This window comes from Christiangramia sp. LLG6405-1, from assembly GCF_045055805.1.
Taxonomy (GTDB): Bacteria; Bacteroidota; Bacteroidia; order Flavobacteriales; family Flavobacteriaceae; genus Christiangramia.
Genome location: NZ_CP159330.1, coordinates 2793670 through 2819125 on the forward strand (window position 1 = coordinate 2793670; position 25456 = coordinate 2819125).

Below are 25456 nucleotides of genomic sequence, written 5' to 3' on the forward strand. Positions count from 1 at the left end.
TTAAGAAAGTTTGGAGATAAGATCTTCCAGACGAAGTGTATCCTGCTCACCAGATTTCATATGCTTCAGTGTAAATGTCTGCTCCTCAATTTCCTCTTCTCCAGCAAGTATTACAAATGGAATATCTCGTTTATCGGCATATTTCATTTGTTTACCCATTTTGGAACTGTCCGGATAAAGTTCAGCAGTAATTCCGGAGTTTCTTAAAGATCGGATGGATTTCATCGCATATAAGGATTCCTTATCTCCAAAATTTATAAAAAGAACTTTGGTATTCTCCCGTACAGTTTCAGGAAACAGATCCAAATCTTCAAGTACCAGGTATATTCTATCCAGACCAAACGAAATTCCCATACCGCTCATATTCTTCAAACCAAAAATTCCGGTAAGATCGTCATATCTTCCTCCTCCACCAATGCTTCCCATCTTAACTTTCTCGGGAGCAGCAACCTCAAAAATAGCTCCGGTGTAGTAGTTGAGTCCGCGTGCCAGAGTCACATCAAGGTCGAGAGTAGCGGTTTTCAAAGGCATTTCAGCTACAGCATTCTGTATAAATTGCAATTCTTCGATACCTTTCATCCCAGTTTCTGAACTTTCCAGAATAGATTGTAATCCTGAGATCTTTTCAGCAAAGGAACCTTTAAGATCAAAAATTGGAGATATTTTTTCTATAGCCTTTTCTGAAATACCTTTTTCCAGCATTTCTTTTCGAACTCCAGCTTCACCTATCTTATCTAATTTATCCAGCGCTACAGTAAAATCAATAAGTCGATCCTGTTCACCAATAACTTCAGCAAAACCAGATAAGATCTTTCTGTTATTGATTTTGATCGTTACATCTTCCAGACCTAATTGAGTAAATACCGCATCATACAATTGTATGAATTCCACTTCCTGCCATAGACTATCACTTCCCACCACATCTGCATCACATTGGAAAAACTCTCTGAACCTTCCTTTTTGAGGACGATCTGCTCTCCAAACGGGTTGTATCTGGTAACGTTTAAAAGGGAACTCGATCTCATTTTGATGCTGTACCACGTACCTGGCAAAAGGAACCGTAAGATCATACCTTAGTGCTTTCTCACTTATAGAGGAAGTTAATGCTGTACTATCCTTCAATTCCAGAGCTTTCGCATCAGCTTTTTTAAGATAATCACCTGAATTAAGAATTTTGAATATCAGGCGATCTCCTTCTTCACCATATTTCCCCATTAGAGTCGAAGAGTTCTCAAAACTTGGAGTTTCGATAGGTTGAAAACCAAAACTTTTAAATTGAGTTTTGATGATATCGAAAATGTAGTTTCTTTTTGCTACTTCTTCCGGAGAAAAATCTCTGGTACCTTTTGGAATTGACGGTTTTTGTGCCATAAAGTTCTAAGCTGAAATATGATTTTTAAAGGACTGCAAATATCTTAATTTTTGAGTGAACCCAAACAAATTTGATATTTTAAGTAACAATCCTATCATTTTATAGTCTAATCGTTAAGATCGAAAAGTTAGCCCATGTTTTCACTCCTGCGGGAAAATATTAGAATTGCTCTAAGTTCCATAAGAAATCAGTCACTAAGAACTGTATTAACCGTTCTCATCATCGCTATAGGTATCACAGCATTGGTTGGGATCCTTAGTGCTGTAGCCGCACTGGAAAACACTATAAGTCAGGATTTTGCTTCAATGGGCGCAAATACTTTTAACCTGCAACGTTACGAATTTAGAGAGCGAATAAGCAACGAGGACCGGAAGGTAAATCCTACAATTAGCTATAGGGAAGTGACCGAGTTTAAGGAGAAATTTCAGTTTCCATTTACTGAAACCGCTATATCATTTACGGGGACAGGATCTGCAGAAATCAAATATCAGAATGAAAAAACAGATCCGGATATCTCAGTTCTCGGGGTAAACGAATATTATTTAGAGAACTCCGGACTTGAAGTTGAAGAAGGAAGAGAGTTCAACATCTTCGATATTAACAATAATAATAATGTTGCGGTGATTGGTGCCGACTATAAAGACGGAATTTTCAATGGAATGGATCCCGTTAATAAAACGATTAGTATTCGTGGGGCGAAATTCAGAGTTATTGGAATTCTGGAAAGTAAAGGAAGTACCTTCGGAAACAACCAGGATCTAAGAGTTTTTATCCCTATTCAACATGCTCGCTCGATCTTTTCTCAGCCAAATATCAATTACAGCCTGAGTGTAAAGGTGGAAGACAAGGAAGTATTGGAATCGGCTATGGATGAAGCTATTATCACCTTCAGAAATATTCGTGGATTAAACCCAAAAGAAGATAACAACTTTGGAATAGAAAGAAGTGATGATCTTATTAATCGAATTCTTCAAATTACTGGTGCTTTGAATATCGCCGCCTGGATCATTTCGATCATTACCATATTTGGATCATCCATCGCCTTGATGAATATCATGCTGGTAAGTGTTACCGAGAGAACACGAGAAATTGGAGTTAGAAAAGCATTAGGTGCTAAGAAAAATACTATTGCAATGCAGTTCTTCCTGGAAACTTTAGTGATTGGTCAGCTTGGTGGTTTACTCGGTATATTGCTAGGAATCCTTATTGGCTGGGCCGTATCGTCTTCCCTGGATTTCGATTTCACCACCCCATGGAAAGCCATGTTATGGGCTACCGGGATTACCATATTCGTAGCTATACTTGCAGGCAGTTATCCTGCTGCAAAAGCAGCAAAACAGGATCCTATAGAATCACTTAGATACGAATAGTTCTAAGCGTCCTTATCAACGATATCCTTAAAGTAAGCATATAGTTCACCTTTTGTGATATTTGCTCCCTGTTTGATCAAAGCGAAAATATCCTTGTTTCTGTCCTCACTAAGAGCTTTTGAAGATGTATAGATATTCACCATTTCATTCATAAGATTGGTTTGTAACCATTGATAACCTTCCCGGGTAGTAATGTCTACAGATTCATTATCTACCTTAATCGCTATCAGGTTGATGGTCACTTCAGAAATATAAAAAAGGAAGACCTGGTTTGGAGAAAAATGCTCCAGGTATTCAACCTTATTAAGAACTCCTTCCCAGACAAGATCGCTAAACAGATCCATTTCATCTTCAGCAACCTTAGGCTGTTCTTTTTTGATCTTATTCCATTCCTCACCAGTAATGGACTGAGTTGCCAGGAAGTTTATGAACTCCTGTTGCATCTCTTCAAATTGTTCTTTAGTTAATCGAGCGTATTTCATTTTTCTAAAAATAAGAAAAGCCCACTCATAAATGAGCGGGCTTTTTGCTATAAAATTATAATATTAAGCTTCCCCTACAACGTCAAAACTTAGGTTTGAAACTACTTCACGATGAAAACGCAAAGTTGCATCATACTGTCCTAAACGCTTGATGTTTCCACCGGCGATGTTAATAAATTTTTTCTCAATTTCTACACCTTCCTTAGCAAGAGCATCAGCTAAATCACCGTTAGTGATAGAACCAAACAACTTGTCACCAGCTCCTGCCTTAGCAGTCATCTTGATCTCAATGTTGTTAAGTTTCTCAGCCTGTTTCTTAGCTTCGTCAATATGCTTTTGTTCCTTATAGGCACGCTGCTTTAAAGTTTCAGATAAAACTTTTCTTGCAGAAGGAGTTGCCAGTTCAGCGTATCCATGAGGTATAAGATAATTTCTACCGTAACCGTTTTTAACAGCCACAACATCATCTTTAAAACCTAGATTGTCTACGTCTTTTTTAAGTATTACATCCATAACTGCCTCTTTTTATTTTAATAAATCACCTACGTAAGGCATTAGTGCTAAGTGACGAGCACGCTTTACAGCAGTAGCCACTTTTCTCTGAAACTTCAAAGAAGTACCTGTTAAACGACGAGGTAACAATTTACCTTGCTCGTTTACAAACCCCATAAGAAAATCTGGATCTTTGTAATCAACGTACTTAATACCAGATCTTTTGAATCTACAGTATTTTTTCGCTTTGGTAGTTTCTATATTAAGAGGAGTTAGATACCTGATCTCTCCGTCTTTTTTTCCTTTTGCTTGTTGTTCAATAGATGTTGCCATGATTACGCTTTTTCCTTGTTACGTTTTCTTCTCTTCTCAGCCCAAGCAATTGCATGTTTATCTAACTTTACAGTTAAATAACGCATCATACGCTCTTCTCTTCTGAATTCCAACTCTAAAGGTTCGATAACCTCACCTGGAGCTTCGTATTCAAATAAGTGATAAAAACCACTCTTCTTGTGTTGGATTGCATAAGCCAGTTTTCTTAGGCCCCAATCTTCTTTAGCTACCATCTTAGCCCCTTTAGAAACAAGAAAATCTTCGTATTTCTTAACTGTCTCCTTTATCTGCTCATCAGATAAAACGGGATTCAAGATGAAAACAGTTTCATAGTTGTTCATAAAATTCTACTTTAAATTTAATCGGCTGCAAAAATAGAATTTATTATTCATATTTCAAAGCTTATTACCCAGGTAAAAATACTATTTTTAACCAGCTAAATTATATGCACCTTGCATTTGTTATATATAATGAGTAATATTGTTAAAGTCTAACCTAATTATCGTGGAAGAAGTTTTACTTAAATGTGCTGTTGTTGATGATTCGAGCCTGCAAAGGTTATCGATCGTTAAATTGATAAAAGACCATCCTAATCTTAACCTGGTTGCCGAATATAACAATGCTATAGAAACTAAGAATGGCCTGCTGGATACCGAGACCGATCTTATCTTCTTAGATATCGAAATGCCAATTCTTTCAGGTTTTGAATTACTCGATAATCTTCCAAATAAACCGCAGATAATATTTGTTACTGGCAAGACCAAGTATGCTTTCAAGGCTTTTGACTATGATGCCGTAGACTATATTCACAAACCCGTAACTAAAGACCGTTTTAACAATGCCGTTAATAAAGCGGTGAATCTTTATAAGCTTAAACACCAGACCCCAATCCAGGAAGACGATGATTTTATCTTCGTAAAAAGTAATCTTAAGAATCGTAAGGTATTTCTGAACAAGCTGAAGTACATTCAGGCTCTTGGAGATTATGTGAAGTTCGTGACCGAGAAAGATAATTTTGTAGTTCTCGCAACGATGAAATCTTTTGAAAAAGAACTTCCCAGTGAAAGATTCCTGCGTACTCACAAATCCTATATTGTGAATCTGGATAAGATCGAAAGATATAACAGTAAAAATATAGAGATCGATAAAGAATTACTACCGTTAAGCCGACATAAGAAAGCGAATTTGGTAGAAGCACTCAGTGCGATACAATAAGAAGAACGATCAACACTCCAATAATATATAGCCATCCTAACCGGTGGCTTTTTTTATTGGGGATCTACGTTTGTTATAACTCTAACCGACCTGAATGCGCCAATAGCCTGATAAGATTTTAAGATTCTGGTGATCATCGCTTTCGTTTTTCCCAGATTTTGTTTCTGCGGAATCTTGATAAGTATATTCTTATAGTATTCATTACGAATTCGGGCTACCGGTGGGAATTCAGGTCCCAGAACAAATCTATCGAACACATTCTCCAAAGCTCTTGCCATCCACTCTGCTGCCTCATTGGTTTTGGAGAAATCCCTGCTCTTTAGTGTCAACCGTACGAGACGATAAAACGGCGGGTATTGATACTGGTAGCGATCCTCCAATTGCTCCTCATACATTTCCTTATATGCGCCAGTAGACACCTGCTGAATGATCTGGTGGTGTGGGTTGTAGCTCTGGATCAAAACCTTTCCTCTTTTTTTAGTTCTGCCCGATCTTCCTGCTACCTGCAACATCAACTGAAAACTTCGTTCATGAGCCCTGAAATCTGGGAAATTTAGAAGATTGTCTGCATTCATAATCCCAACCAGGCTCACCTTTCTAAAATCCAGTCCTTTACTAAGCATTTGAGTTCCAATAAGAATATCTGTATCGTGATTTTCAAAGGATTCAATAATCTTTTCGTAAGCATATTTTCCACGGGTAGTATCCTGGTCCATTCTACCTACACTATGTTTTGGAAAAAGCGCTTTTAATTCAGTTTCCACCTGCTCAGTTCCAAATCCTTTCGTTGTAATCTCATTACTACCACACGCCATACATTGGAGCTGCATTGCAATATGATAACCGCAGTAATGACATCGCAACTGGTTATTATGCGAGTGATAAGTTAAGCTAACATCGCAATTTGGACATTGTGGTGAATGTCCGCAGGTATTACATTCCAGAATAGGTGAAAACCCTCTGCGATTCTGAAAAAGTATCACCTGTTCGTTTTCCTTCAGACTGGACTTAATCTCTTCAATCATTCTCTCAGAAAAATGGCCGGTCATCTTCTTTTTCTTATGCGCAGTTTTAATGTCGACCACCTCTACTTCCGGCATCAATACATCTCCAAACCTGCTATGAAGTTCGACGAGAGCATACTTATTATGTACGGCATTAAAATAGGATTCTACAGAGGGTGTGGCCGATCCAAGTACGATATTGGCCTGAAAAATATTGGCTAGAACCACGGCAGCATCTCGAGCGTGATATCTTGGCGCAGGATCAAATTGCTTGAAAGTAGCTTCATGTTCCTCATCTACTACAATAAGTCCAAGATCCTGAAATGGCAGGAAAATACATGACCTTGCTCCTATTACGATTTTACCTTTATCCTTATTTTCTTTTACATGTTTGTATATCTCTACCCGTTCATTTACCGAATACTTACTGTGATACACCAGTACTTTATCACCAAAGTAATTCTGTAACCTTTTGATCAGCTGAGTGGTTAGTGCGATCTCAGGTAACAGATATAATGATTGTTTACCTTTTTCAAGAGCTGATTCAATAAGTTTAATATAGATTTCCGTTTTCCCGGAAGACGTTACACCATGCAACAAACACACATGATCTTCAGCAAAATTTTCTGTAATCTCTGTAAATGCTCTTAGCTGTTCCCTGCTGAAATTTATTTCGTGGTTACTTATTTCTGAATTGAATTGAATCCTGTCTGTAGACCGGTATTCTTCAATTAATATTTTCTTCTGAATTAATCCCTTTATCACGGCAGCAGAAACTCCGGATTCATTGCAAAGTTCCTTTAATTTAAGAGCTTTTCGAGATTTTGCGGTTAAACTGAAGTAGCTTAGCAAAGCCTCACGTTGTTTCGGTGCCTTGGATAGTTCATCCAGCAAGCCATGCATTTCAGCTTCTGCTTCGTATATAGGATTGAGACTTACATAACGAACTTCCTTAGGCTTGAACTGCTCATAAATTTCCTGGTTGAGTTCTATCAGATTCTTTGCTACCAGTTTGTTTATAATAGGTAATACTTTCTTCCTGTCAAGTAATTGCTCGATCTCCTGGATCTTCATCGAAGATTGCCTTTGCAATGCTTCAGTAACCAAATACTCATCATCGGTAAGCATTTCGTCCTCAATTTTGACTTCCGAAGAAAGCTTTACGATGCTTTCGCTCTCGAGTAAAAATGCTCCGGGTAAGGCTGCTCTCATAACGTCTCCTTCCGTACATAAATAATAGGAAGCGATCCAGTTCCAGAATTTCAACTGGTTATGCGTAAGCAGCGGAGTTTCATCTATGATCTGGTGAACTGGTTTGGCTTCGTATACTTCTGGCGGAGTTCCATGAATTTTAGCAACGATACCTGTATAAATCCTGTTCTTACCAAAAGGAACAGCTAATCGCATTCCCTCCTGAATGAATTCTGCCTCTTCACTTGTGACAGCATACGTAAACCTGTTATCCAGTGGCAACGGTAAAATAAGATCTACAAATTGTGACATACTAGCTCAGATTGATAAAACGAAAAACTGCCTGGACAGCGACTTTTTCTAAGAACTCAAAAGTATTAAGAAACTTTAGTTCTATGAAAATAAGTCTGACTTTCCAGGCAGCTTTATGCTTGTAGTTTATTATTCGGCTCTTTGCCAGGTTCTGGTTTGATAGAATAGAGCGATATATCCACGAATATTCAACACATCCGGTTCCTCTTCATCGATCCAGATCTTACAACGGTATTCCTTACCAGATTTGGGATCAACGATAGTTCCATCACTATATTCTTCTCCTTCCTTCACCAGGCCCTGCATAATTTCCATGCCTTCCACCGGTTTATTTCGGAGATCACCTTCGCATTTCGTACAAAGTCTATCCCTGTCTTCTTCCCGCATGATTCGATCTACTTTCCCGTAGATCTTACCATCTTTCTCGTAGACCTCGATAATGCTATTTACCACACCTTCTTCATTTCGATTCTCCCATTTCCCCAGAACATCCTGTGCGCTAAGATCATGAGTGAATAGTGGAAGAATTAAGAGAACTAATAAAAACTTCCTCATATTATTTACCTAACATGGCATCTTTAAGATCATCATCTGCCGGGTTTTTTGACAACCAGATTCCAAACAAAGCTTTCTTAAATTCCATTCCTTTAATAGTACCTAGTTCTTTATCATTCTTGTAAGCTGTAACACCAGTTCCTGGAAGATAAACGATGTCAAAAACATCATTTTTAGTGATTTCTTCCATAAAGAAACCTTTGAACTTCTTGATCTCTGCAGCTAGTGGTTTAGTGTTACCACTCATAGAGCTTTCAAAACCATCATTCACAGCATCCACCATCTTATCACTGCTAATTAGCTTGCTTACGATATGTAATTTAATGCTCATTGGTTTATCTGAAGACATAATAGCATCTGCACTGGAAGATTTTTCAGAAAGATAGAGTCCGCCCGCATAAAGGTCGATCCATAATTTCTCTCTGACTCCTGCTCCATTAATCTGAAGGGTTTTCCCTTGATACGTTTCAGAATTTGGAAGTTTTACGCCACCAACTTCTGTTTGAGCTGAAGTTAAGCCGAAGCTCATCATTGCAATAAATAAAACTGCTAGTTTTTTCATGTTTGTAAGTTTAGTTTGGTTTAAAGTTATTTAAAATTCCTTTTCAATTTGATCAATGAAGCATTTAGTTCGAAACCGAGTAATAAAAGGTTGGAATTGAGCCATATATAAAACATAAGAATCAGTAAAGCTCCAATAGAACCATATAATTCATTGTAATTTGAAAAATTTGTAATGTATAAACTGAATAAAAAGGTAGCAATAATAATAAGAATGGTAGTAAAGGTTGCGCCTACAGAAAAGAATCTTGCCTGTCTTGCTTCCTTAGTTCCAAAATAATATAGTATCGCCACAGATGTATAAATTAGAATAATAAATCCAATATATTTTAATAGATGTGCTCCGGTTCCTTCTTCACTAAACAATCCCAGATCCGTTAGATCGGCAATAGCATAAGTCGTATATACAGCACCTATAACAGATATTAGCAACAACAGTGCCAGTATAAGCGCAACCCCCAGTGCAACAGCATACTGCCGGGGAATTGACCTGTTTTTCTTGGTATGATAACTAAATTCGAAGCCAGTGAAAATGGCGTTTACACCGTTGGTCATTAAAAATACTGAAAGTATGAATGCCACAGATAACAATCCCCCCCGGGGTGTGCTCGCAATATCCTCGAAAATTGTTCCGAAGAAATCTGAAGTCTCAGGAGGCAATAGGGAATCCATAAAAACCAGAAATTCTATCTGGAAATCATCAATGAAAGTAATGTACGGGATCAAATTCAGCACAAATAGCAGGAATGGAAAGATTGCCATAAAAAAGCTGAATGCAATGCTACTTGCCCGGGTAGAAAAAGTTCCTTTTACAATCCCTCCCCAATAAATAATCCATAAATTATAAAGCGTTAATCCATCCAGGCCGGGTAAAACAACCCCTTTCGACCAGCGTTTCCACCAGGCCGAAAGATCCTTTAATTTGGAGTTAAACGCTTTTTTTGGTGCCATTATTAAACGGCTTTTAAACTCAGATCTAGATTGTACACAGAATGCGTTAATGCGCCACTACTTATATAATCCACTCCACATTCTGCATAAGAACGCGCAGTTTCCAGAGTGATCCCTCCACTACTCTCCGTCAAACATTTTCCATTTATTAGATCCACAGCTTTCCTGGTATCCTCATAATTGAAATTATCTATAAGAATACGATAGATCCCATCTGACTTTAATATCTCCCTAATCTCATTCATGTTTCTCGCTTCGACTATGATCTTCAGGTCGAGATCGATACTAGTAAGATACTCTTTCGTTTTATGTATTGCCCTGGTAATACCTCCGGCGAAATCGATATGATTATCCTTTAACATAATCATATCGTAGAGCGCAAATCTATGATTCTCGCCACCACCAATCTTAACTGCCCATTTTTCCAGAGCGCGGATTCCCGGTGTAGTTTTACGGGTATCCAAAATCTTAGTTCCGGTGCCTTCTAACTTTTCTACAAAAGTTGCGGTTTTAGTTGCAATAGCACTCATTCGCTGCATAGCATTCAGAACAAGTCGTTCTGCTTTAAGAATAGATTGCGAAGAACCTTCTACGTAAAAAGCAATGTCTCCCTTCGAAATCTTCTGTCCGTCTTGAATTCTGAGATCGATAGATAATTCTGGATCTACGTAATGAAATACCTTTTCTGCAAATTTGACTCCTGCGATAAGACCCTGATCCTTTACAAGCAATTTTGCTTTGCCTTTTGCAGACTTCGGAATACAGGCGAGAGAACTATGGTCTCCATCTCCAACATCCTCACGAATGGCATTTTCTATAATTAAATCTATTTCTTTTTCGAATTGTTCCGGTGAGATCATTTTCTCTGCTTATTTTTGTAAATGTAGTAAAGTCTGTACTAAAATCACGGGATGACCATAAAATTAGTGTGTGTCGGGAAAACCGATAAACGGGAGCTAGAAGATCTAATAAGCATCTATTCAGAAAGACTTCAGCATTATATCAAATTTGAACTAGAAGTGATCCCTGACCTTAAAAAAACCAAGAATCTCGATGAGAACCAGCAGAAAACCAAAGAAGGTGATCTTATACTAAGCGGAACTCAGAATTCAGATTTCGTGCTTCTACTGGACGAGAACGGTAAGCAGTATGATTCCGTAGCATTTTCAGAATATATTCAGAAGAGAATGAACACGGGATTGAAGCGATTGATCTTTGTAATAGGCGGCCCCTACGGCTTTTCAGATGCCGTCTATGCAAGAGCGAACGGAAAGATTTCTCTTTCGAAAATGACCTTTTCTCATCAAATGGTGCGCCTATTCGCTACTGAACAATTGTACCGCGCCTTTACTATACTAAAGAACGAACCTTACCATCATAGATAATGAATACTATCAAATTAGTTTTTGCAACACATAATATGAATAAGTTTAAAGAAATACAGGCTTTAGTGCCAGATCATATTGAATTAATAAGCCTCGAGGAGATTGGCTGTGATGAAGATATTGAAGAAACCGGTGATACAATCGACGCCAATGCCATCATAAAGGCAGAATATGTAAGAACTCGATATGGCTATGACTGCTTTGCTGATGATACTGGACTTGAAGTAGAATCCCTCGCTGGAGCACCGGGAGTTTATTCTGCCAGATATGCGGGTGAGAAAAAGGATGATGCCGCGAATCGTAGAAAGCTGTTGAATCAGCTCGAGGAGCGTGATGATCGTACGGCACGGTTTAAGACTGTGATCGCCTTAAATTTAAAAGAGAACGAAAATCTATTTACGGGAATTTGTGAGGGTTCGATCACAAAGGAAGAACGTGGAGAATACGGTTTTGGATATGATCCGATTTTTCAACCGAAGGGATTTGATAAAACCTTTGCCGAGATGAATCTGGAAGAAAAATCGGGTATTAGCCATCGTGCAAAAGCTTTCAAAGAACTCATAGACTACCTATCTATTTAATATTCAGCTATTTAAATAAATCACTATAAATTAGTTTGCTTCAGATTTAAACGTATCTTTGCGGCTTGAAATTCCTCAGGGTGAGGATGTGTTACTGGAAGTTTAGGTTTAAGTATGTCGATTCGCTTCTTATGTAACACTTACATACGATAATCGAATACTTACAAAAAAGAATGAACGCATTCCAAGCACTTGGACTGGACGCAGATTTGCTACAGGCCATAAACGACATGGGTTTCGAAACCCCTAGTGAAGTACAGGAAAAATCAATCCCTATTCTTCTATCCCAGGAAACCGACCTGGTTTCACTAGCACAAACAGGAACAGGAAAAACCGCAGCTTTTGGTTTTCCACTTATCCAGAAAATTGATTCCAATTCTAAAAAAACTCAGGCTTTAATCTTATCGCCAACACGTGAACTGTGTTTACAGATCACCAATGAGTTAAAGAACTACAGTAAATACAAAAGATCTCTAAATGTGGTTGCCGTTTATGGTGGAGCTAGCATTACAGATCAGGCAAGAGCGATTGAAAGAGGAGCTCAAATCATTGTTGCAACTCCAGGGAGAATGCAGGATATGATTAGAAGAAACCTTGCAGATATCTCTTCCATTAACTATTGTGTTCTTGATGAGGCAGATGAGATGCTGAACATGGGATTCTATGAAGACATCAAAAGCATACTTTCGCACACTCCAAAACACAAAAAAACATGGTTGTTTTCAGCTACCATGCCTAAGGAAGTTGCTAAGATCGCTAAGAAGTTCATGACAGATCCTGTTGAGATCACGGTAGGATCAAAGAACATGGGTACGTCGAATGTTACTCATGAATACTACCTGGTAAATCACAGAAACAGATATGATGCTTTAAAAAGGCTTGCAGATGCTAATCCTGATATCTTCTCTGTAATTTTCTGTAGAACAAAAAGAGATACTCAAAAGGTTGCTGAAAAGCTGATCGAAGATGGTTATAACGCTGCTGCATTGCACGGTGATCTTAGCCAGAATCAACGTGACCTGGTAATGAAGAGTTTTAGAAGCAGACAAATCCAGATGCTGGTAGCTACAGATGTTGCTGCCCGTGGAATTGATGTAGATGATATTACTCACGTAATTAACTACCAGTTGCCAGATGAAATAGAAACCTATACTCACCGTAGTGGTAGAACAGGTAGAGCTGGTAAGAGCGGTGTATCGATGGTTATCATTTCCAAAAGTGAGGTTCGTAAGATCCGTACGATTGAAAAGATCATTCAGCAGAAATTCGAAGAAAAGCAAATTCCTGATGGAAAAGAGATCTGTAAGATCCAGTTATTCCATTTAGCGAATGATATCAAGAAGACTGAGATCAATCATGATATTGATCCTTATCTCCCAAATATTAATGAAGCTCTGGAAGATTTCACTAAAGAAGAATTGATCAAAAAATTCTTTTCGGTTGAGTTTACTCGTTTCTTTAACTATTATGAGAAGGCTCCAGATCTTACTGCAGAATCTGCAGGAGGTAGACCAGAAGTTTCAGAAGGAAATACAAGATATTTCATTAATGTTGGTTCTAAAGATGGTTATGACTGGAAGAGTCTTAAAGATTTCCTTACAGGCGAACTAAACCTTGACAGGGATGATATTTTTAAAGTAGACTGCAAAGCAAGTTTTTCTTTCTTTAATACAGATGAGAAGCACGCTGATCTAATTCTTAAAACATTTACAGAATACCAGCAAAATGGTAGATATGTGAATGTGGAGATTACTAAAGACCAGAAGTCTGATGGCGGCGGTGGTCGTAAAAGAGAACGTGGCGGCGGCAGCGGCGGTCGTAAAGGCGGCGGAAAAAGCTTTAACGATAAAGGAAGCTTCGGGAAAAGACGTAGCAGTTCAGATCGAGGAGACAAAAAGGGCAACCGGAAAGGAAGCCGAAACAAAAATGTCGAGAGTTCTATAAAAAGAAGAAGATCGAAAGCATAAAATAAAAGGTGCCAAACTTAGTTTAAGTTTGGCACTGTTTTTTATGAAGATTTTCTATTTTTAGGCTCGATTGCTATGAAGACATATTTACCCCTATTATTTTTTCTACTCACAGGTATCTTATCTGCTCAGGAAGTAGATATCGTTGCCGGTACGGTAATGAACGCGGCTAATGACAAGCCTATTGAAAATGTACATATCGTGAACCTTAACCAGGTTAAAGGCTCTACTACTGGTGAAGAAGGGGAATTTAAACTTCAGGCAACCGTTAATGACACTTTATACTTCTCTTACCTGGGATTTAGGTCCATTAGAGTTCGAGTGACCAATGACTGGCTTAAGTACGGAAATGTAAAGGTTAAGATGACCGAGCTGGGTTTTGATCTTGAAGAAGTAACGGTTACTTCCAATAATCTAACAGGTTACCTCGAAATCGACGCTAAAAATATTCCAATTTATGATAATTACCGCTATAGTATTTCTGGTTTAAACTCTGGATATGAAGGTGGTGACAAATCTCCCAATGCTGTAACAAAGGCATTACGCTCCCTTTCCAATCCTGCAGATCTCGTATATAATATATTTGGCGCGAGACCAAAACAGATGCGGAAACTCAGGGAGATGAAGAAGGATGAAGATATTAAAGATCTCCTTCGGAATAAATTTGATCGGGAAACCTTAATGGCTTTATTACAGGTAAACCGGGCTGAAATTGATGAGATTCTGAATAATTGCAACTATTCTGAAGATTTTATGCGAACAGCAAATGATCTCCAAATACTGAATGCCATTAACGGCTGTTACGAAGAATACAAAGTTCTTCAGAAGAATTAGCGATTTTCGAGAATCTGTTTTAATTCCTTTAAACCCTGATCCAGGTTATTTCCCATAGCTTTTTCAGGAGAATAAAAAATACTAATGATAGTAAGCGGAAACGCCAGGTTTCCTCTAGTTCCCCAGACCATCTTCGTTTTCTCACTATCCAATTCCTTAACGCCTATATATGTAAGCGCATTGACCTTAACCGGTTTTATAAAAAGAATCTTGGTTTCAAAAACCCTACCCTGCTTGGTCTTTACTATTTTCTGTATCCCTTCACCTACTTTATTATTTCCTTTCCAATAGAAAGAAGCGCCCTCTTTACCGTCTGGACCTTTATATTTTAATACTGCATTAGGATCACGCTGAAACAACGGATTCCATAATGGTTGATTTTTTAGCTGACGAACAAAGCCATAGACTTCTTCTCTGGACTTATTGATCACCACGGTCCTGCTAACATCAAAGTCTTTTTTAGCCCATGCGTGCAAAAATGCGAAAAATGTTATTAAGGCAATAATTAAGTAGAAAAACAGGGTCATTGCTCGGCTTTAGGATTTAAAAGTTACGAATATTTACTGATTACGGAAACGTTCAATAATCTCCTCTGAATTTTTAATAGTTTTCTTTGTCCAGGCCAGTCTTACTTCTTGCATTCGTTCTTCAGAAAACTGCCAGTCTATATTAGAAGTATCAAGTTTTTCTCTTAATGACTGAAGTATGATCGCTGCAGAAACTGAGATATTAAGACTTTCAGTAAACCCATACATAGGAATTTTAATACTTGCATCGGCCTCTCTAAGAATTTCTTCTGAAAGTCCGTTTTGCTCCGTCCCAAAAAATATGGCTGAAGGTTTTGAAATATCAAAATCTGCCAGCATCGTTGAATTATTATGAGGAGTGGTGGCTACGATCTGGTAACCCTGTTGCCGTAATTCATGCAGACATTCCCGGGAAGTATTGTATCGATGTACATCTACCCATTTCTGGGCACCCATGGCAATTTCCTTGTCAATTTGCCTGGGCAGGTTTTCTTCGATGATATGTAAGTTCTGGATCCCGAACACATCACAACTACGAACCACCGCACTGGTGTTATGTAATTGATACACATCCTGGGCTACTACGGTAAAATGATCTGTTCTTTGAGTCAGAACTTTTTCGAAGAGATCGATCCTGCGCTGGGTCAACAATCCCTGTAAATGTTCAAGTAATTTCTGGTCGGTCATGGCTGTACTAAAATATAAAAACTGTGCTCTTTTAGAAGCGATTCGCTAGTATTTATCTTCGATACCAATATTATATTCGATAACACCTGATTTTCAATATTTAATAGCTGAAAAGTTTTAAGGTAGATGAAGGGACAGAGCCATTATATGGAAGCCTAATCAGAATTTCTTTGTATTTTAAAAATTCAAGATGGCGTTACTAATCAGAAATCCATAAAAAATGAAGAAAATAGTTGTACTAAGCGGAGCTGGAATAAGTGCTGAAAGTGGCTTAAAAACTTTCAGGGATGAAAACGGTTTGTGGGAAGGTCATGATGTGATGGAAGTAGCCTCACCAATGGCTTGGGAAAACAACCGCGAATTAGTACTTGACTTCTATAATCAACGGAGAAGACAACTTCTGGAAGTAGAACCAAATGCAGCCCACCATGCTTTAGTAGAACTTGAAAAACAATATGACGTACAGATCATTACTCAGAACGTTGATGATTTACATGAACGAGCAGGTAGCTCGAATGTATTACATCTTCATGGTGAATTATTAAAAGCCAGAAGTACTTTCGATGAAAACCTGGTGATGGATTGGAAAAAAGATATTCGAAGTGGAGATTTTTGCGAACATAATAAACAACTTAGACCTCATATTGTTTGGTTTGGCGAAGCCGTTCCTATGTTTCAGAAGGCGGCAGATCATTGTGCAATGGCAGATATTCTTATCATTGTAGGTACATCTATGCAGGTATATCCTGCTGCCGGATTGGTAGATTTTATTCCGAAGAAATGTCCGGTATATTTTATCGATCCTAAACCTAATATTAGTGAAACTGCATCGCTTGAAATAATAAGTAAAAAGGCTGTGGAGGGTATACCAAAGCTTGTAGCTCAATTATTAGCTTGATGCAGGAAGTTCAAGAAATTCTGGAAAATACCAGCTTGCGACTTGCTTCCAGAAAATATGCTACAGAATTGATCCTATCTAACAATCTTTTGCCACAGACCATAGAACTCATCAAGTTCCCTCAGGAATTATCGATAAAGGCATGGATGATAATTGAAATGCTTGGACGTGATAACTGTGAAATACTGGGCGAATTTATGTCTACAATAATTAATAGTGGAAAATTGTATTCTGATGGCTCTTCCAAAAGGTGTATGATGAAAATATTCAGTTTTCTGGTTGAATCACATTTCCATAAAAAATCTCCAATTCATCTTAATCATTCTGAAATAAAGGAAATTATCAGGCTTTCATTTCAATTTTTAATGAATGACGAGAAAACTGCAGTAAAAGTTTTTGCCATGCAGAATGCTTATGATCTCAGAACAGAAGAAAAATGGATTGAATCTGAACTGAAAGCGCTGCTGGAAAAAGATATTTCTGCTTCAACTTCAGGATATAGATCACGGGCTTTGAAGATCCTGAGGAAATTGTAACATCTGTTTTTTAGTCAATCAGGAAGAAGTATCTTTATGCTTTAATTTTTTAAAAACAAGAAATGACATCGCTCTCTGCAGTATCTCCAATAGACGGAAGGTATAGATCCAAAACCAAGCAACTTTCAGCATACTTTAGTGAAGAAGCATTGATACGCTATCGTATCCTGGTAGAAGTTGAATATTTCATTGCACTACATGAACAGGGCTTACCTCAACTTCAGGATGTAAATTCCGCAAACTTCCCGAAGCTGAGAGAGCTGTATCAAAATTTTACTTCGATAGATGCACAGGCTATAAAGAAGATCGAAAAAGTTACTAATCACGATGTGAAAGCAGTTGAATATTTTCTGAAAGAAGAATTTGAAAAGCTTGGAATGCAGGATTCGAAGGAGTTTATTCATTTTGGTCTTACCTCTCAGGATATTAATAACACGGCCATTCCACTAAGTTTAAAGGAGGCTACGGAAGAAGTTTACCTTCCAGAACTGGATGAAATTGTGAAAAAACTGGAATCCCTGGCTGAAGAATGGAAAGATATTCCACTCCTGGCCCGTACCCACGGTCAACCGGCTTCACCTACCCGACTTGGAAAAGAAATTCAGGTGTTTGTGGTTCGAATCAAAGAGCAGCTACGATTTTTGAAAGATATTCCTCACGCAGCAAAATTTGGAGGAGCAACTGGAAACTTCAACGCTCACAAAGTAGCATACCCAGATACCAACTGGAAAGCCTTTGGACAGAATTTTGTCGAATCGAAACTGAAGCTTCACCACTCCTTCCCTACTACCCAAATAGAACATTATGATCATGCGGCATCATTATTCGATGCTTTCAAACGCATCAATAATATCCTTCTGGATCTCGATCGTGATATATGGACATATATTTTGATGGATTATTTTAAACAGAAGATCAAAAAAGGTGAGATAGGTTCTTCAGCCATGCCACATAAAGTAAATCCTATAGATTTTGAAAATTCCGAAGGGAATCTTGGGATCGCTAATGCGATATTCGAACATCTTTCAGCAAAATTACCGGTTAGCAGGCTGCAACGTGATCTAACCGATAGCACAGTTCTAAGAAACATTGGTGTTCCAATGGGTCATACGATCATCGCTTTTAAATCGACTTTAAAGGGGCTTAACAAGTTGCTTTTAAATGAAGATAAGCTTCATGCAGACCTTGAGAATAACTGGGCTGTTGCTGCTGAAGCGATTCAGACGATTTTAAGAAGAGAAGGTTATAAAAATCCGTATGAAGCTTTGAAAGGTCTTACCCGAACTAATGAAAGAATTACAAAGGAAAGTATTTCCAGGTTTATTGATGAGCTGGAAGTGACTGAAGAAGTTCGAGCTGAGCTTCATAAGATAACGCCACAAAATTATACTGGAATCTAAATAACTTATTTCAACGCATTAAAAAAGCCTCCGGACGTTCCGGAGGCTTTTTCTTTCAACTAACTAAAAAATTACTGTTTAGTAATCTATAATGTATCTGCCGTTGTTTTCATTTCAACTTCAGTAGTATCTTTTTGCTTCTGTTTAGAATTTCCGAAGATATCGATCACTCCTTTTATTCCGCCAGTATTAATATCTTCAGATTTTAATGATTGCATCATTTCCATAATCTTTTCAGGATCCATATTTTCACCTAGTACCCGAGCTACACCAAGACCTTTTTCATTATCATATCCATATACGATAAGCTCATCGATAGCATCTTCCTCACCAATAAAGTACAGAGCCGCCTTACGGTCGCTACCGCCATATCGCATTAATAACTGGTATTTCTCATCCTGGAAGATCTCATCCAGTTTAAGTTTTTCTTCCTCAAATTTCTTAGGATTCTCATCTTTCTCAAGAGCCAGTACATTTATTTTCTTGATAGTTTCCATGGTAGACTTTTGCTCTTCATCAAGTGCATCTGCATTGGTGAATAGGCTGGTAGGAACATCTACAGCAAGAAAGTCGGTGTCCTGCTGATTCTCGACATAATATTTCTGTAAAGATTTTTCGTTATTACAGGATACTGCAATTAAAGTAATGCTGCTTAAGACTAATAATTTGATTGATTTCATAAGATTAAGATTTTTTGTTGGCTTTCTTTAATTCTTCGGCTCCAGGAACTTTCAGATCTGCTGTTAATTTCGACAATTGTGAAAGATCGATCTGGCCCGTAATGCTAAGAATGATATTCATAGGCTCTGATCCTTCTGTTCCCTCAAGAAACATAAAAAGTTCGCTTACATAATTATCGTTCTTCCCAGGCAGAGAATAAAATTTAATATTCTTACCATCGTCATTCACTCGCATTAACTCTTCAAGACTGCCTTTAGCCAGGTAAGATTTTACGTCACTTGACATTTGAGACATCACTTTAGGGTTTGATGACTTATAGATCTGGATTCTTTCCAGATTCTCTATAAGCTTCATGTATTGTTGTGATTCAGGATCATTTTCACTGAGATCTACTTTTGCCAGCATTTTAAACATTTTACTGGTCATTACCATCGCATCAACTTCTTTCATATTTTCATACTTTTCGAAGTTTTGAGCCTGGGTAAACATTGGAGCTGCAGCTAACAGCAGGGCAATTACTAACTTATTCATGGTTTATAGATTTAGTTTAATTCAATTATTTGATTCTTAGTTTTATTAAATTCCTGCAAGTAAACAAGGTCTGCGGTGCCTTCATTCATCATTGCTGAAACCATCTTCAAGGTTTGCTTCGTCTTTTCCAGAGCTTGCTCCTGTTCGGTAACAGAACTCATTTCTGAAGTTGTTAATGAGGGTTGTGGCTGGTTGAAGTAAAAAAGACCTAAGGCAACAATGATCACCGCAGCTATTGAAGTCCATGCAAACCTGTAATTTTTCCCTTCTAATTTTAAAGGTTCACTCTCCTTAAAGGTTGTTTTAATTTGTTGTGATTGAAATTTGAAGAGCAGTGCATAAGTTTCCAAATGATCAGGAATTTCTTCCGTAATAAAATATTCCCTTAACTCCTTTTCTTCAGCAAGGGTTGTCTCACCTTCCTCATACCGACTGAGCAACCCTTCTATTCTATTTAATTCCATAGTTATGTTTTTTAATCAGCTTTTCTCTTATCGCTTTCCTGGCTCTTGAAAGTGAAACGCGTATCGCTGTATGATTCATATTTGTAATTTCAGCGATTTCATCATAGTCATATTGTTCTACATCTCTTAGCTGAAAGATCAATTTTTGTTGTTCAGGCAAACTGTCAACAATCCTGCCCAACCACTGCATTTCATCATTTACTTCAATTTCTGTCTGTAAAGGAATTTGTTTGCTTTCATAATTCTGATGTACAATTCTCAGATTATTATTCTGCTTTAGTTTTAATTGATCCAGACAGTAATTTTTAGTGATCGTCATCGCAAATGCTTCTACATTGGCATAATGCTTGATCTTACTCTTTCGGCTCCATAGTTTTAATATCACTTCCTGAGTAGCATCTTCAGCCGCATCTCTTGATGTTAGCAGCCTTAATGCTAATCGATATATTTTATCCTTTACAGGATTTATATGATTAAGAAAAATTCGCTCTTGCATTAATTGATGATTAGTTTGATACTGCCTTGTTATACTTACGACGAGTGGGAAGTAGAAATGTTACAATAAATTTGTTATTTGACTTTATGTAAGTATTTTTAAAAAAAATTTAGAAAAATTTAACCTTAATTTAATTATGAAAATAAGTAAATACTTAATGCTTTTTGCTGTTGCAGGGAGTTTACTTACCGGATGTTCCAGCGATGATGATGGATCTGGTGTTACCGAGAAACCTGTTACTCCACCGGTTACTGGTGAAACTGAAGACAACTTAGAATTGGAAATCAAGGATTTCGTTTGGAAAGGAATGAACGATATTTATGTTTATAAAAGTCAGGTTCCTGAACTTGGTGATGATTTTTTCGATACCCAGGATGACCTTAATGATTATTTGATGACATTTGATTCTCCTGAAAATCTTTTTTATGATGGTCTAGTGATCGAACAGGATCGTTTTAGTTTTATTGTTGATGATTATATCGCTCTCGAAAATAGTTTTGCTGGTGTATCTGAAACTACGGGAGTTGATTTCCGACTTTACAGATTTTCTGGTAGTGATGACCTGTTTGGGGTAGTTCGTTATATCATTCCTGGATCTAATGCTGAAAATGCTGATATTAAAAGAGGTGATATTTTCACATCTTTAAATGGTCAGACTCTTACCATTACAAATTATCGTGACTTGTTAGAGGAAACCACTCTTACATTTGGTCTTGCTACCATGGAAGATGATACGGTAACTACAACTGGAGAAGAAGTTACTATTGATACACAAGTATTAACAGAGAACCCTATTCTTGTAACTAACGTTCTTGATGTAGATGGAACTAAAGTCGGATACATGCTTTACAATAGCTTCGTAGCCGACTTTGACGATGAAATGAACGCTGCATTTGCAGATTTTAAAGCTGAAGGAATTACAGAATTAATTCTTGACCTACGTTACAATGGTGGTGGTCGTGTTAGTTCTGCTACCAGGCTAGCCAGTATGATTACAGGACAATTTACTGGAGAGATATTCGCTAAACAACAATGGAATGCCGAATATCAAAATTATTTCCTTAACCAGGATCCAGACAGGCTATTCAATAGATTTACCACAACACTTGAAGGTGGAGAAGCAATTAACAGTTTAAATCTTACTAGATTATATACAATTGTTTCGAGTTCTACAGCATCAGCCAGTGAACTTGTAGTAAATGGACTTGCCCCATATATTGATGTAGTGACAGTAGGAGATCAAACCGTAGGTAAATCACAGGCATCTGTAACCTTATATGATTCAAGCAACTTTGGAAGAACTGGTGCTAATCCAGATCACACCTATGCAATTCAACCCTTGGTTTATGAGTCTGTAAACTCTAATGATGTTGGTGTACCATTCAACGGGATCACTCCAGATACTGAAATTGTTGAAAGTATCTCAAATCTTGGTGTTCTTGGAGAAGCTTCAGATCCATTACTAAACGCTGCTTTGAATGTAATTTCTGGAAACAGAAGTATGATCTCAAGTCAGAAAGAATACTGGTATAATGAATTCAGCGAGTCTGGAGTTCAGAAGGCTACATATCAGAAAATGTATATTGACGAATTACCTGAAATTCCAGGTCAGAACAAAAGATTAGAATTCTCTAAATAATTCTAATTTTTAAGTATAAAAAACCCAGCTCATTGAGCTGGGTTTTTTGTTTTAGTATAGATTTCAGCATTAATTAAAATAGACTCCGTTGGGGTTTATTCCGGCTTCGTAAGATTTAAATAGACTTCCATTTGAAGCATCATAGACAAAAACCTGACCATTACCAGTAAAACTCGCATTCGCTGAAGCAGCATACAACATCCCGTTTCTGGCATTAAAACCATATAAAGACTCCACATCTTCCAATCTGAACTTTGGTCCGGAAGGAAGGTCTCCTCCACTTAAGTATTCATAAACGGCCTTTCCGACTGTAAAGTAAAACCTGTCATCACTTTGTACAAGGTTATCCGGATGAATGCTCGATGTAGGGAATTCTGCAGAGTTCAATACTGTATTCACATTCATATTGACTAGGCTAATACTTCCCGCAGTCTCTACATCTGCATAGGATGGTTTCCCTGCAGATAATACAATTAAGTTCGGACCATCAACAATCATTGAAGTTGGAACGTCTCCTACTACAATTTCAGTAGACACCTCTTTTGTAGAAGTATTGATCACTGAAATGATATTATTGAAATTATATCCGCCTTTATGCGCAGTATAGATCGAACCATTATTAGCTAGTATTTTCTCCGGTCCTTCAGCAACCTCAATCGAAGAATCAAAAGAATAGTCAGATAAATTATAAACAGCAACATAATCATCATCAGGATTGGAAGCATCTCCCCAGTTACTAACGTATAGAGAATTTTCTGAAACCGTCGCAAATCGTGGATTTTGTAAGTTTTCTGAAATCTGCCCAACAGTTTCGAAAGTATTTCGATTTACGATCTCAATTGTATTGGATACATTCAAAATTACGAATGCCAACTCTTCAGAAAGGTAAATACTTTGCGCGGTATCCCCTAATGAAGTTCCGTTTACTGAATTAAATATTTGAGACTGAACTTCTCCGGTCTCTTCATCTATAAAGGATACAGTAGAATTTCCAGAACCAAAGTTACCTTCGTTCAATACAAAAATGCCTTCTTCAAATGCTTCTTTATCCTCACCTGGAGGAATTACACAGCAATCCTCATCGTCGCTACAGGAGTTCAGTAAAAAAATTAGTGCCAGCAGGCTGAAATAGTGTTTAAAATTCATGGTTAAAATTTAATAGTTAGAAAAGTTTTAAATGATCTCCCGGGCATATATCTGCCTGGAAGGCTTTGATAGTCTTTATTGAAAAGATTATTGACTTCAGCACCTATTCGAATTGCAGGTTTTGTTTTCAATTGCCGGGAAATTCCAAGATCGGCTATGGTATAAGAATCAAGCTCATAATTATTATCGGCTGAAGTGAAAATCTTCCCATTGTATAATCCCCGAGTGAATAGATTCCAATTACTGAATGCGTACGAAGCTTGCGCAGTCGCTTTATTATAAGGAGTATAGATCAATTGATTTCCATTAGATCTATCTATAGATCTAGTATAGGCGTAATTTCCTGTAAGCTTTAAGTTTGAGGATTTAAAATCTTTCTGCCAGGTTGCAAAAAGTTCCAGACCGTAATTGTAGGCAGATTCTGTATTAACAGGTTGCCAGACTCCAGTCTCATTAGGTATCCAGCGTATAAGATTTTCAAGATCTATATAGAATACGGTCGCATTGATTTCCAGCTTTTTATTTCTGAAATCCACTCCAATTTCAGATTGTACCGAATTTTCTGGTTGCAGATCCTCGTTTCCACCTTGTAACCAGAATAGGTCATTAAAGGTCGGGATCCGATAATTCTTTGAAAAGTTAAATCTTAGCAGGTAATTCTCGGTTAGTTGATATTTGGATCCTACAGAGAATAGTAGCGGCGATTCAAAATCTGAAGTTTCTTCGATACGAAGACTAATATCATACTGAAAATTATTCAAGGATTGATTATAAATTATTGTAACTCCTGAAGTTTCTGGTTTCTGGTCTACAATCCCTGAGCCTTCAGCATCGATTTCAGTATAGTCTGCAATCAAATTCAGAAAAGCATCTTCAAATACATCATACTTCAGGTCATACTTTATAATTCCTGTTTCAGCTGAACCAAAGGAATGATCTAGGGAATTTCTGTTCTCATAATATTTGAATTCCTCACTTAGCAACGCGAACTTCAGGCTACTTGTAAATTTTCCGAAGAAAGCCTTGTACTCCAGTAAATTCCGAAAGTTTCTATCTTCATATTTACTATATGAATCTATAAATACAGTACCAGAAAACCCGCGATTTCCCTGGTATAGATTAGAATAAAATTTCACCAGGTGGTCTTCAGCAAGCCAGTGCCCTACAGAGGCATTCAAAGCTATATTATCAAAGTCTCCATTTTCATTTTGAAAATCATCAACTGGATAATCATAATCATTCGCTGAACGTATACCGGATAAAGATATATTCAGAGCTGTTTTGTCGCTAGAAACCTGAGCGTTTGCGCTAGCCTGATAAGTATCAAAACTACCTGCGCCGGCATAAACAAAAACTGAACTCGTATTCTTAAATCTCAAAGAATTATTTAGATGAATGGTTCCACCTATTGCGCCACTTCCGTATAAAACACTACCACCGCCAGGCCTTAGACTAATATCATCGAAAGCTTTGGAATTGATAGTATTAAAGTCGGTTTGCCCGGTGAACTGAGAGTTTATATTGATCCCATTCCATACCACCGCAGTTTGGGAAGCACCGGTACCTCTCACAGATGCCGAAGAAACCATCCCAAAACCATTTTCTCTAAAGAAAAAAGGAGAATTGAATTTAAGCACGTTGGTTAAAGCTGGATCGCTGTATTGTACGATAGAATCGGCGATCGAATGCAAATGCTGACCAGAAGAGTTACTCTTAAGTTTGCTATCGCTAAGCTCTACCTCCTGTAACCAGCGAATAGAATCAGTTTGAGCATGAACTGAAATACAGCAAATGCCAATAAGGATTAAAAAAATGTAATTAGTTCTGTTCATAATCTGCCGACCTT

Annotated in this window: 28 protein-coding genes; 10 read left to right on the forward strand and 18 right to left on the reverse strand. The window is 37.6% G+C overall.

Translation table 11 applies throughout. The annotated features are described in order from the left end of the window. On the reverse strand, window positions 1–1371 hold the full coding sequence (gene hisS / locus ABVM50_RS12825; protein ID WP_405198926.1) for a histidine--tRNA ligase: 1371 nt from the start codon (window positions 1369–1371) through the stop codon (window positions 1–3). A 135-nt stretch (window positions 1372–1506) separates the two neighbouring features. On the opposite strand from hisS, the gene ABVM50_RS12830 reads away from it, so the two are divergent. Next, complete coding sequence (locus ABVM50_RS12830; protein ID WP_405198927.1) at window positions 1507–2742, forward strand: ABC transporter permease; 1236 nt, start codon at window positions 1507–1509, stop codon at window positions 2740–2742. A 2-nt stretch (window positions 2743–2744) separates the two neighbouring features. On the opposite strand, the gene ABVM50_RS12835 is transcribed toward ABVM50_RS12830, so the two are convergent. The 4 genes from ABVM50_RS12835 to rpsF form a co-directional block, all read right to left on the reverse strand. Further along, complete coding sequence (locus tag ABVM50_RS12835) at window positions 2745–3224, reverse strand: DUF6495 family protein (protein ID WP_405198928.1); 480 nt, start codon at window positions 3222–3224, stop codon at window positions 2745–2747. Between the two features lie 63 nt (window positions 3225–3287). Next, window positions 3288–3737 carry a 50S ribosomal protein L9 gene (rplI, locus tag ABVM50_RS12840; RefSeq protein WP_405198929.1) on the reverse strand — a complete coding sequence of 150 codons (450 nt, stop codon included), beginning with the start codon at window positions 3735–3737 and terminating at the stop codon, window positions 3288–3290. 12 nt (window positions 3738–3749) lie between these two features. Continuing rightward, entirely contained in the window at window positions 3750–4049 is a 300-nt protein-coding gene (rpsR, locus tag ABVM50_RS12845; protein WP_026916063.1) for a 30S ribosomal protein S18, read from the reverse strand. Between the two features lie 2 nt (window positions 4050–4051). Next, window positions 4052–4390: a 30S ribosomal protein S6 gene (gene rpsF / locus ABVM50_RS12850; protein ID WP_141877878.1), complete on the reverse strand. Its 339-nt coding sequence runs from the start codon at window positions 4388–4390 to the stop codon at window positions 4052–4054. A 163-nt stretch (window positions 4391–4553) separates the two neighbouring features. On the opposite strand from rpsF, the gene ABVM50_RS12855 reads away from it, so the two are divergent. Beyond that, window positions 4554–5264 (forward strand): LytR/AlgR family response regulator transcription factor, encoded by a 711-nt coding sequence (locus tag ABVM50_RS12855; protein WP_405198930.1) that lies wholly within the window; start codon window positions 4554–4556, stop codon window positions 5262–5264. A gap of 53 nt (window positions 5265–5317) precedes the next feature. Here ABVM50_RS12855 and priA read toward each other — a convergent pair whose 3' ends face one another. The 5 genes from priA to nadC form a co-directional block, all read right to left on the reverse strand. After that, window positions 5318–7771: a primosomal protein N' gene (gene priA, locus ABVM50_RS12860; protein WP_405198931.1), complete on the reverse strand. Its 2454-nt coding sequence runs from the start codon at window positions 7769–7771 to the stop codon at window positions 5318–5320. A gap of 129 nt (window positions 7772–7900) precedes the next feature. Then, window positions 7901–8326 carry a DUF2147 domain-containing protein gene (locus tag ABVM50_RS12865; protein ID WP_405198932.1) on the reverse strand — a complete coding sequence of 142 codons (426 nt, stop codon included), beginning with the start codon at window positions 8324–8326 and terminating at the stop codon, window positions 7901–7903. Between the two features lies 1 nt (window position 8327). Continuing rightward, entirely contained in the window at window positions 8328–8888 is a 561-nt protein-coding gene (locus ABVM50_RS12870; RefSeq protein WP_405198933.1) for a chalcone isomerase family protein, read from the reverse strand. 26 nt (window positions 8889–8914) lie between these two features. After that, complete coding sequence (locus ABVM50_RS12875; RefSeq protein ID WP_405198934.1) at window positions 8915–9838, reverse strand: YihY/virulence factor BrkB family protein; 924 nt, start codon at window positions 9836–9838, stop codon at window positions 8915–8917. Between the two features lie 2 nt (window positions 9839–9840). Next, on the reverse strand, window positions 9841–10698 hold the full coding sequence (nadC, locus tag ABVM50_RS12880; protein WP_405198935.1) for a carboxylating nicotinate-nucleotide diphosphorylase: 858 nt from the start codon (window positions 10696–10698) through the stop codon (window positions 9841–9843). A gap of 51 nt (window positions 10699–10749) precedes the next feature. Between nadC and rlmH the strand changes: the two genes are divergently transcribed. The 4 genes from rlmH to ABVM50_RS12900 all read left to right on the forward strand — a co-directional run bounded on the left by rlmH (window position 10750) and on the right by ABVM50_RS12900 (window position 14605). Then, on the forward strand, window positions 10750–11223 hold the full coding sequence (gene rlmH, locus ABVM50_RS12885; RefSeq protein ID WP_405198936.1) for a 23S rRNA (pseudouridine(1915)-N(3))-methyltransferase RlmH: 474 nt from the start codon (window positions 10750–10752) through the stop codon (window positions 11221–11223). 8 nt (window positions 11224–11231) lie between these two features. Beyond that, window positions 11232–11804 (forward strand): non-canonical purine NTP diphosphatase, encoded by a 573-nt coding sequence (locus ABVM50_RS12890; RefSeq protein ID WP_405200710.1) that lies wholly within the window; start codon window positions 11232–11234, stop codon window positions 11802–11804. Window positions 11805–11977: 173 nt separating this feature from the next. After that, entirely contained in the window at window positions 11978–13771 is a 1794-nt protein-coding gene (locus ABVM50_RS12895) for a DEAD/DEAH box helicase (RefSeq protein ID WP_405198937.1), read from the forward strand. Window positions 13772–13846: 75 nt separating this feature from the next. Next, complete coding sequence (locus ABVM50_RS12900) at window positions 13847–14605, forward strand: carboxypeptidase-like regulatory domain-containing protein (RefSeq protein WP_141877886.1); 759 nt, start codon at window positions 13847–13849, stop codon at window positions 14603–14605. Here the strand turns inward: ABVM50_RS12900 and ABVM50_RS12905 are convergent. Further along, on the reverse strand, window positions 14602–15132 hold the full coding sequence (locus ABVM50_RS12905; RefSeq protein ID WP_141877887.1) for an SRPBCC family protein: 531 nt from the start codon (window positions 15130–15132) through the stop codon (window positions 14602–14604). The genes ABVM50_RS12900 and ABVM50_RS12905 overlap by 4 nt on opposite strands. A gap of 33 nt (window positions 15133–15165) precedes the next feature. Further along, window positions 15166–15819 (reverse strand): TrmH family RNA methyltransferase, encoded by a 654-nt coding sequence (locus ABVM50_RS12910; RefSeq protein WP_405198938.1) that lies wholly within the window; start codon window positions 15817–15819, stop codon window positions 15166–15168. A gap of 220 nt (window positions 15820–16039) precedes the next feature. Here ABVM50_RS12910 and ABVM50_RS12915 point away from each other — a divergent pair, with 220 nt between their 5' ends. From ABVM50_RS12915 to purB, 3 genes are all read left to right on the forward strand, one after another. After that, window positions 16040–16717 carry an SIR2 family NAD-dependent protein deacylase gene (locus ABVM50_RS12915; protein ID WP_405198939.1) on the forward strand — a complete coding sequence of 226 codons (678 nt, stop codon included), beginning with the start codon at window positions 16040–16042 and terminating at the stop codon, window positions 16715–16717. Next, on the forward strand, window positions 16717–17253 hold the full coding sequence (locus tag ABVM50_RS12920) for a hypothetical protein (RefSeq protein ID WP_405198940.1): 537 nt from the start codon (window positions 16717–16719) through the stop codon (window positions 17251–17253). The genes ABVM50_RS12915 and ABVM50_RS12920 overlap by 1 nt, the downstream gene beginning before the upstream one ends. A 62-nt stretch (window positions 17254–17315) precedes the next feature. Then, on the forward strand, window positions 17316–18653 hold the full coding sequence (gene purB / locus ABVM50_RS12925; RefSeq protein ID WP_405198941.1) for an adenylosuccinate lyase: 1338 nt from the start codon (window positions 17316–17318) through the stop codon (window positions 18651–18653). Window positions 18654–18739: 86 nt separating this feature from the next. Here the strand turns inward: purB and ABVM50_RS12930 are convergent, their stop codons facing one another. Genes ABVM50_RS12930 through ABVM50_RS12945 form a run of 4 tightly spaced genes read right to left on the reverse strand, consistent with a single transcriptional unit; the run spans window position 18740 to window position 20825 of the window. After that, window positions 18740–19333: a DUF4252 domain-containing protein gene (locus tag ABVM50_RS12930; protein WP_405198942.1), complete on the reverse strand. Its 594-nt coding sequence runs from the start codon at window positions 19331–19333 to the stop codon at window positions 18740–18742. Window positions 19334–19337: 4 nt separating this feature from the next. Beyond that, window positions 19338–19865 carry a DUF4252 domain-containing protein gene (locus ABVM50_RS12935; RefSeq protein ID WP_322300447.1) on the reverse strand — a complete coding sequence of 176 codons (528 nt, stop codon included), beginning with the start codon at window positions 19863–19865 and terminating at the stop codon, window positions 19338–19340. 11 nt (window positions 19866–19876) lie between these two features. Then, window positions 19877–20329 carry a hypothetical protein gene (locus tag ABVM50_RS12940; protein ID WP_405198943.1) on the reverse strand — a complete coding sequence of 151 codons (453 nt, stop codon included), beginning with the start codon at window positions 20327–20329 and terminating at the stop codon, window positions 19877–19879. Further along, the gene (locus ABVM50_RS12945) at window positions 20316–20825 is read right to left on the reverse strand and encodes an RNA polymerase sigma factor (RefSeq protein WP_405198944.1); all 510 of its coding nucleotides are present in this window, start codon (window positions 20823–20825) and stop codon (window positions 20316–20318) included. The genes ABVM50_RS12940 and ABVM50_RS12945 overlap by 14 nt, the downstream gene beginning before the upstream one ends. A gap of 136 nt (window positions 20826–20961) precedes the next feature. Between ABVM50_RS12945 and ABVM50_RS12950 the strand changes: the two genes are divergently transcribed. Then, window positions 20962–22464, forward strand: a complete 1503-nt coding sequence (locus ABVM50_RS12950) for a S41 family peptidase (protein WP_405198945.1) — start codon at window positions 20962–20964, stop codon at window positions 22462–22464. 69 nt (window positions 22465–22533) lie between these two features. Here ABVM50_RS12950 and ABVM50_RS12955 read toward each other — a convergent pair whose 3' ends face one another. After that, window positions 22534–23610, reverse strand: coding sequence for a YncE family protein (locus ABVM50_RS12955; protein ID WP_405198946.1), 1077 nt, complete (start codon window positions 23608–23610; stop codon window positions 22534–22536). A 2-nt stretch (window positions 23611–23612) separates the two neighbouring features. Beyond that, a complete protein-coding gene (locus ABVM50_RS12960) occupies window positions 23613–25442 on the reverse strand; it encodes a TonB-dependent receptor (protein WP_405198947.1) in 1830 nt (609 codons plus the stop codon). Between the last annotated feature and the right edge of the window lie 14 nt (window positions 25443–25456).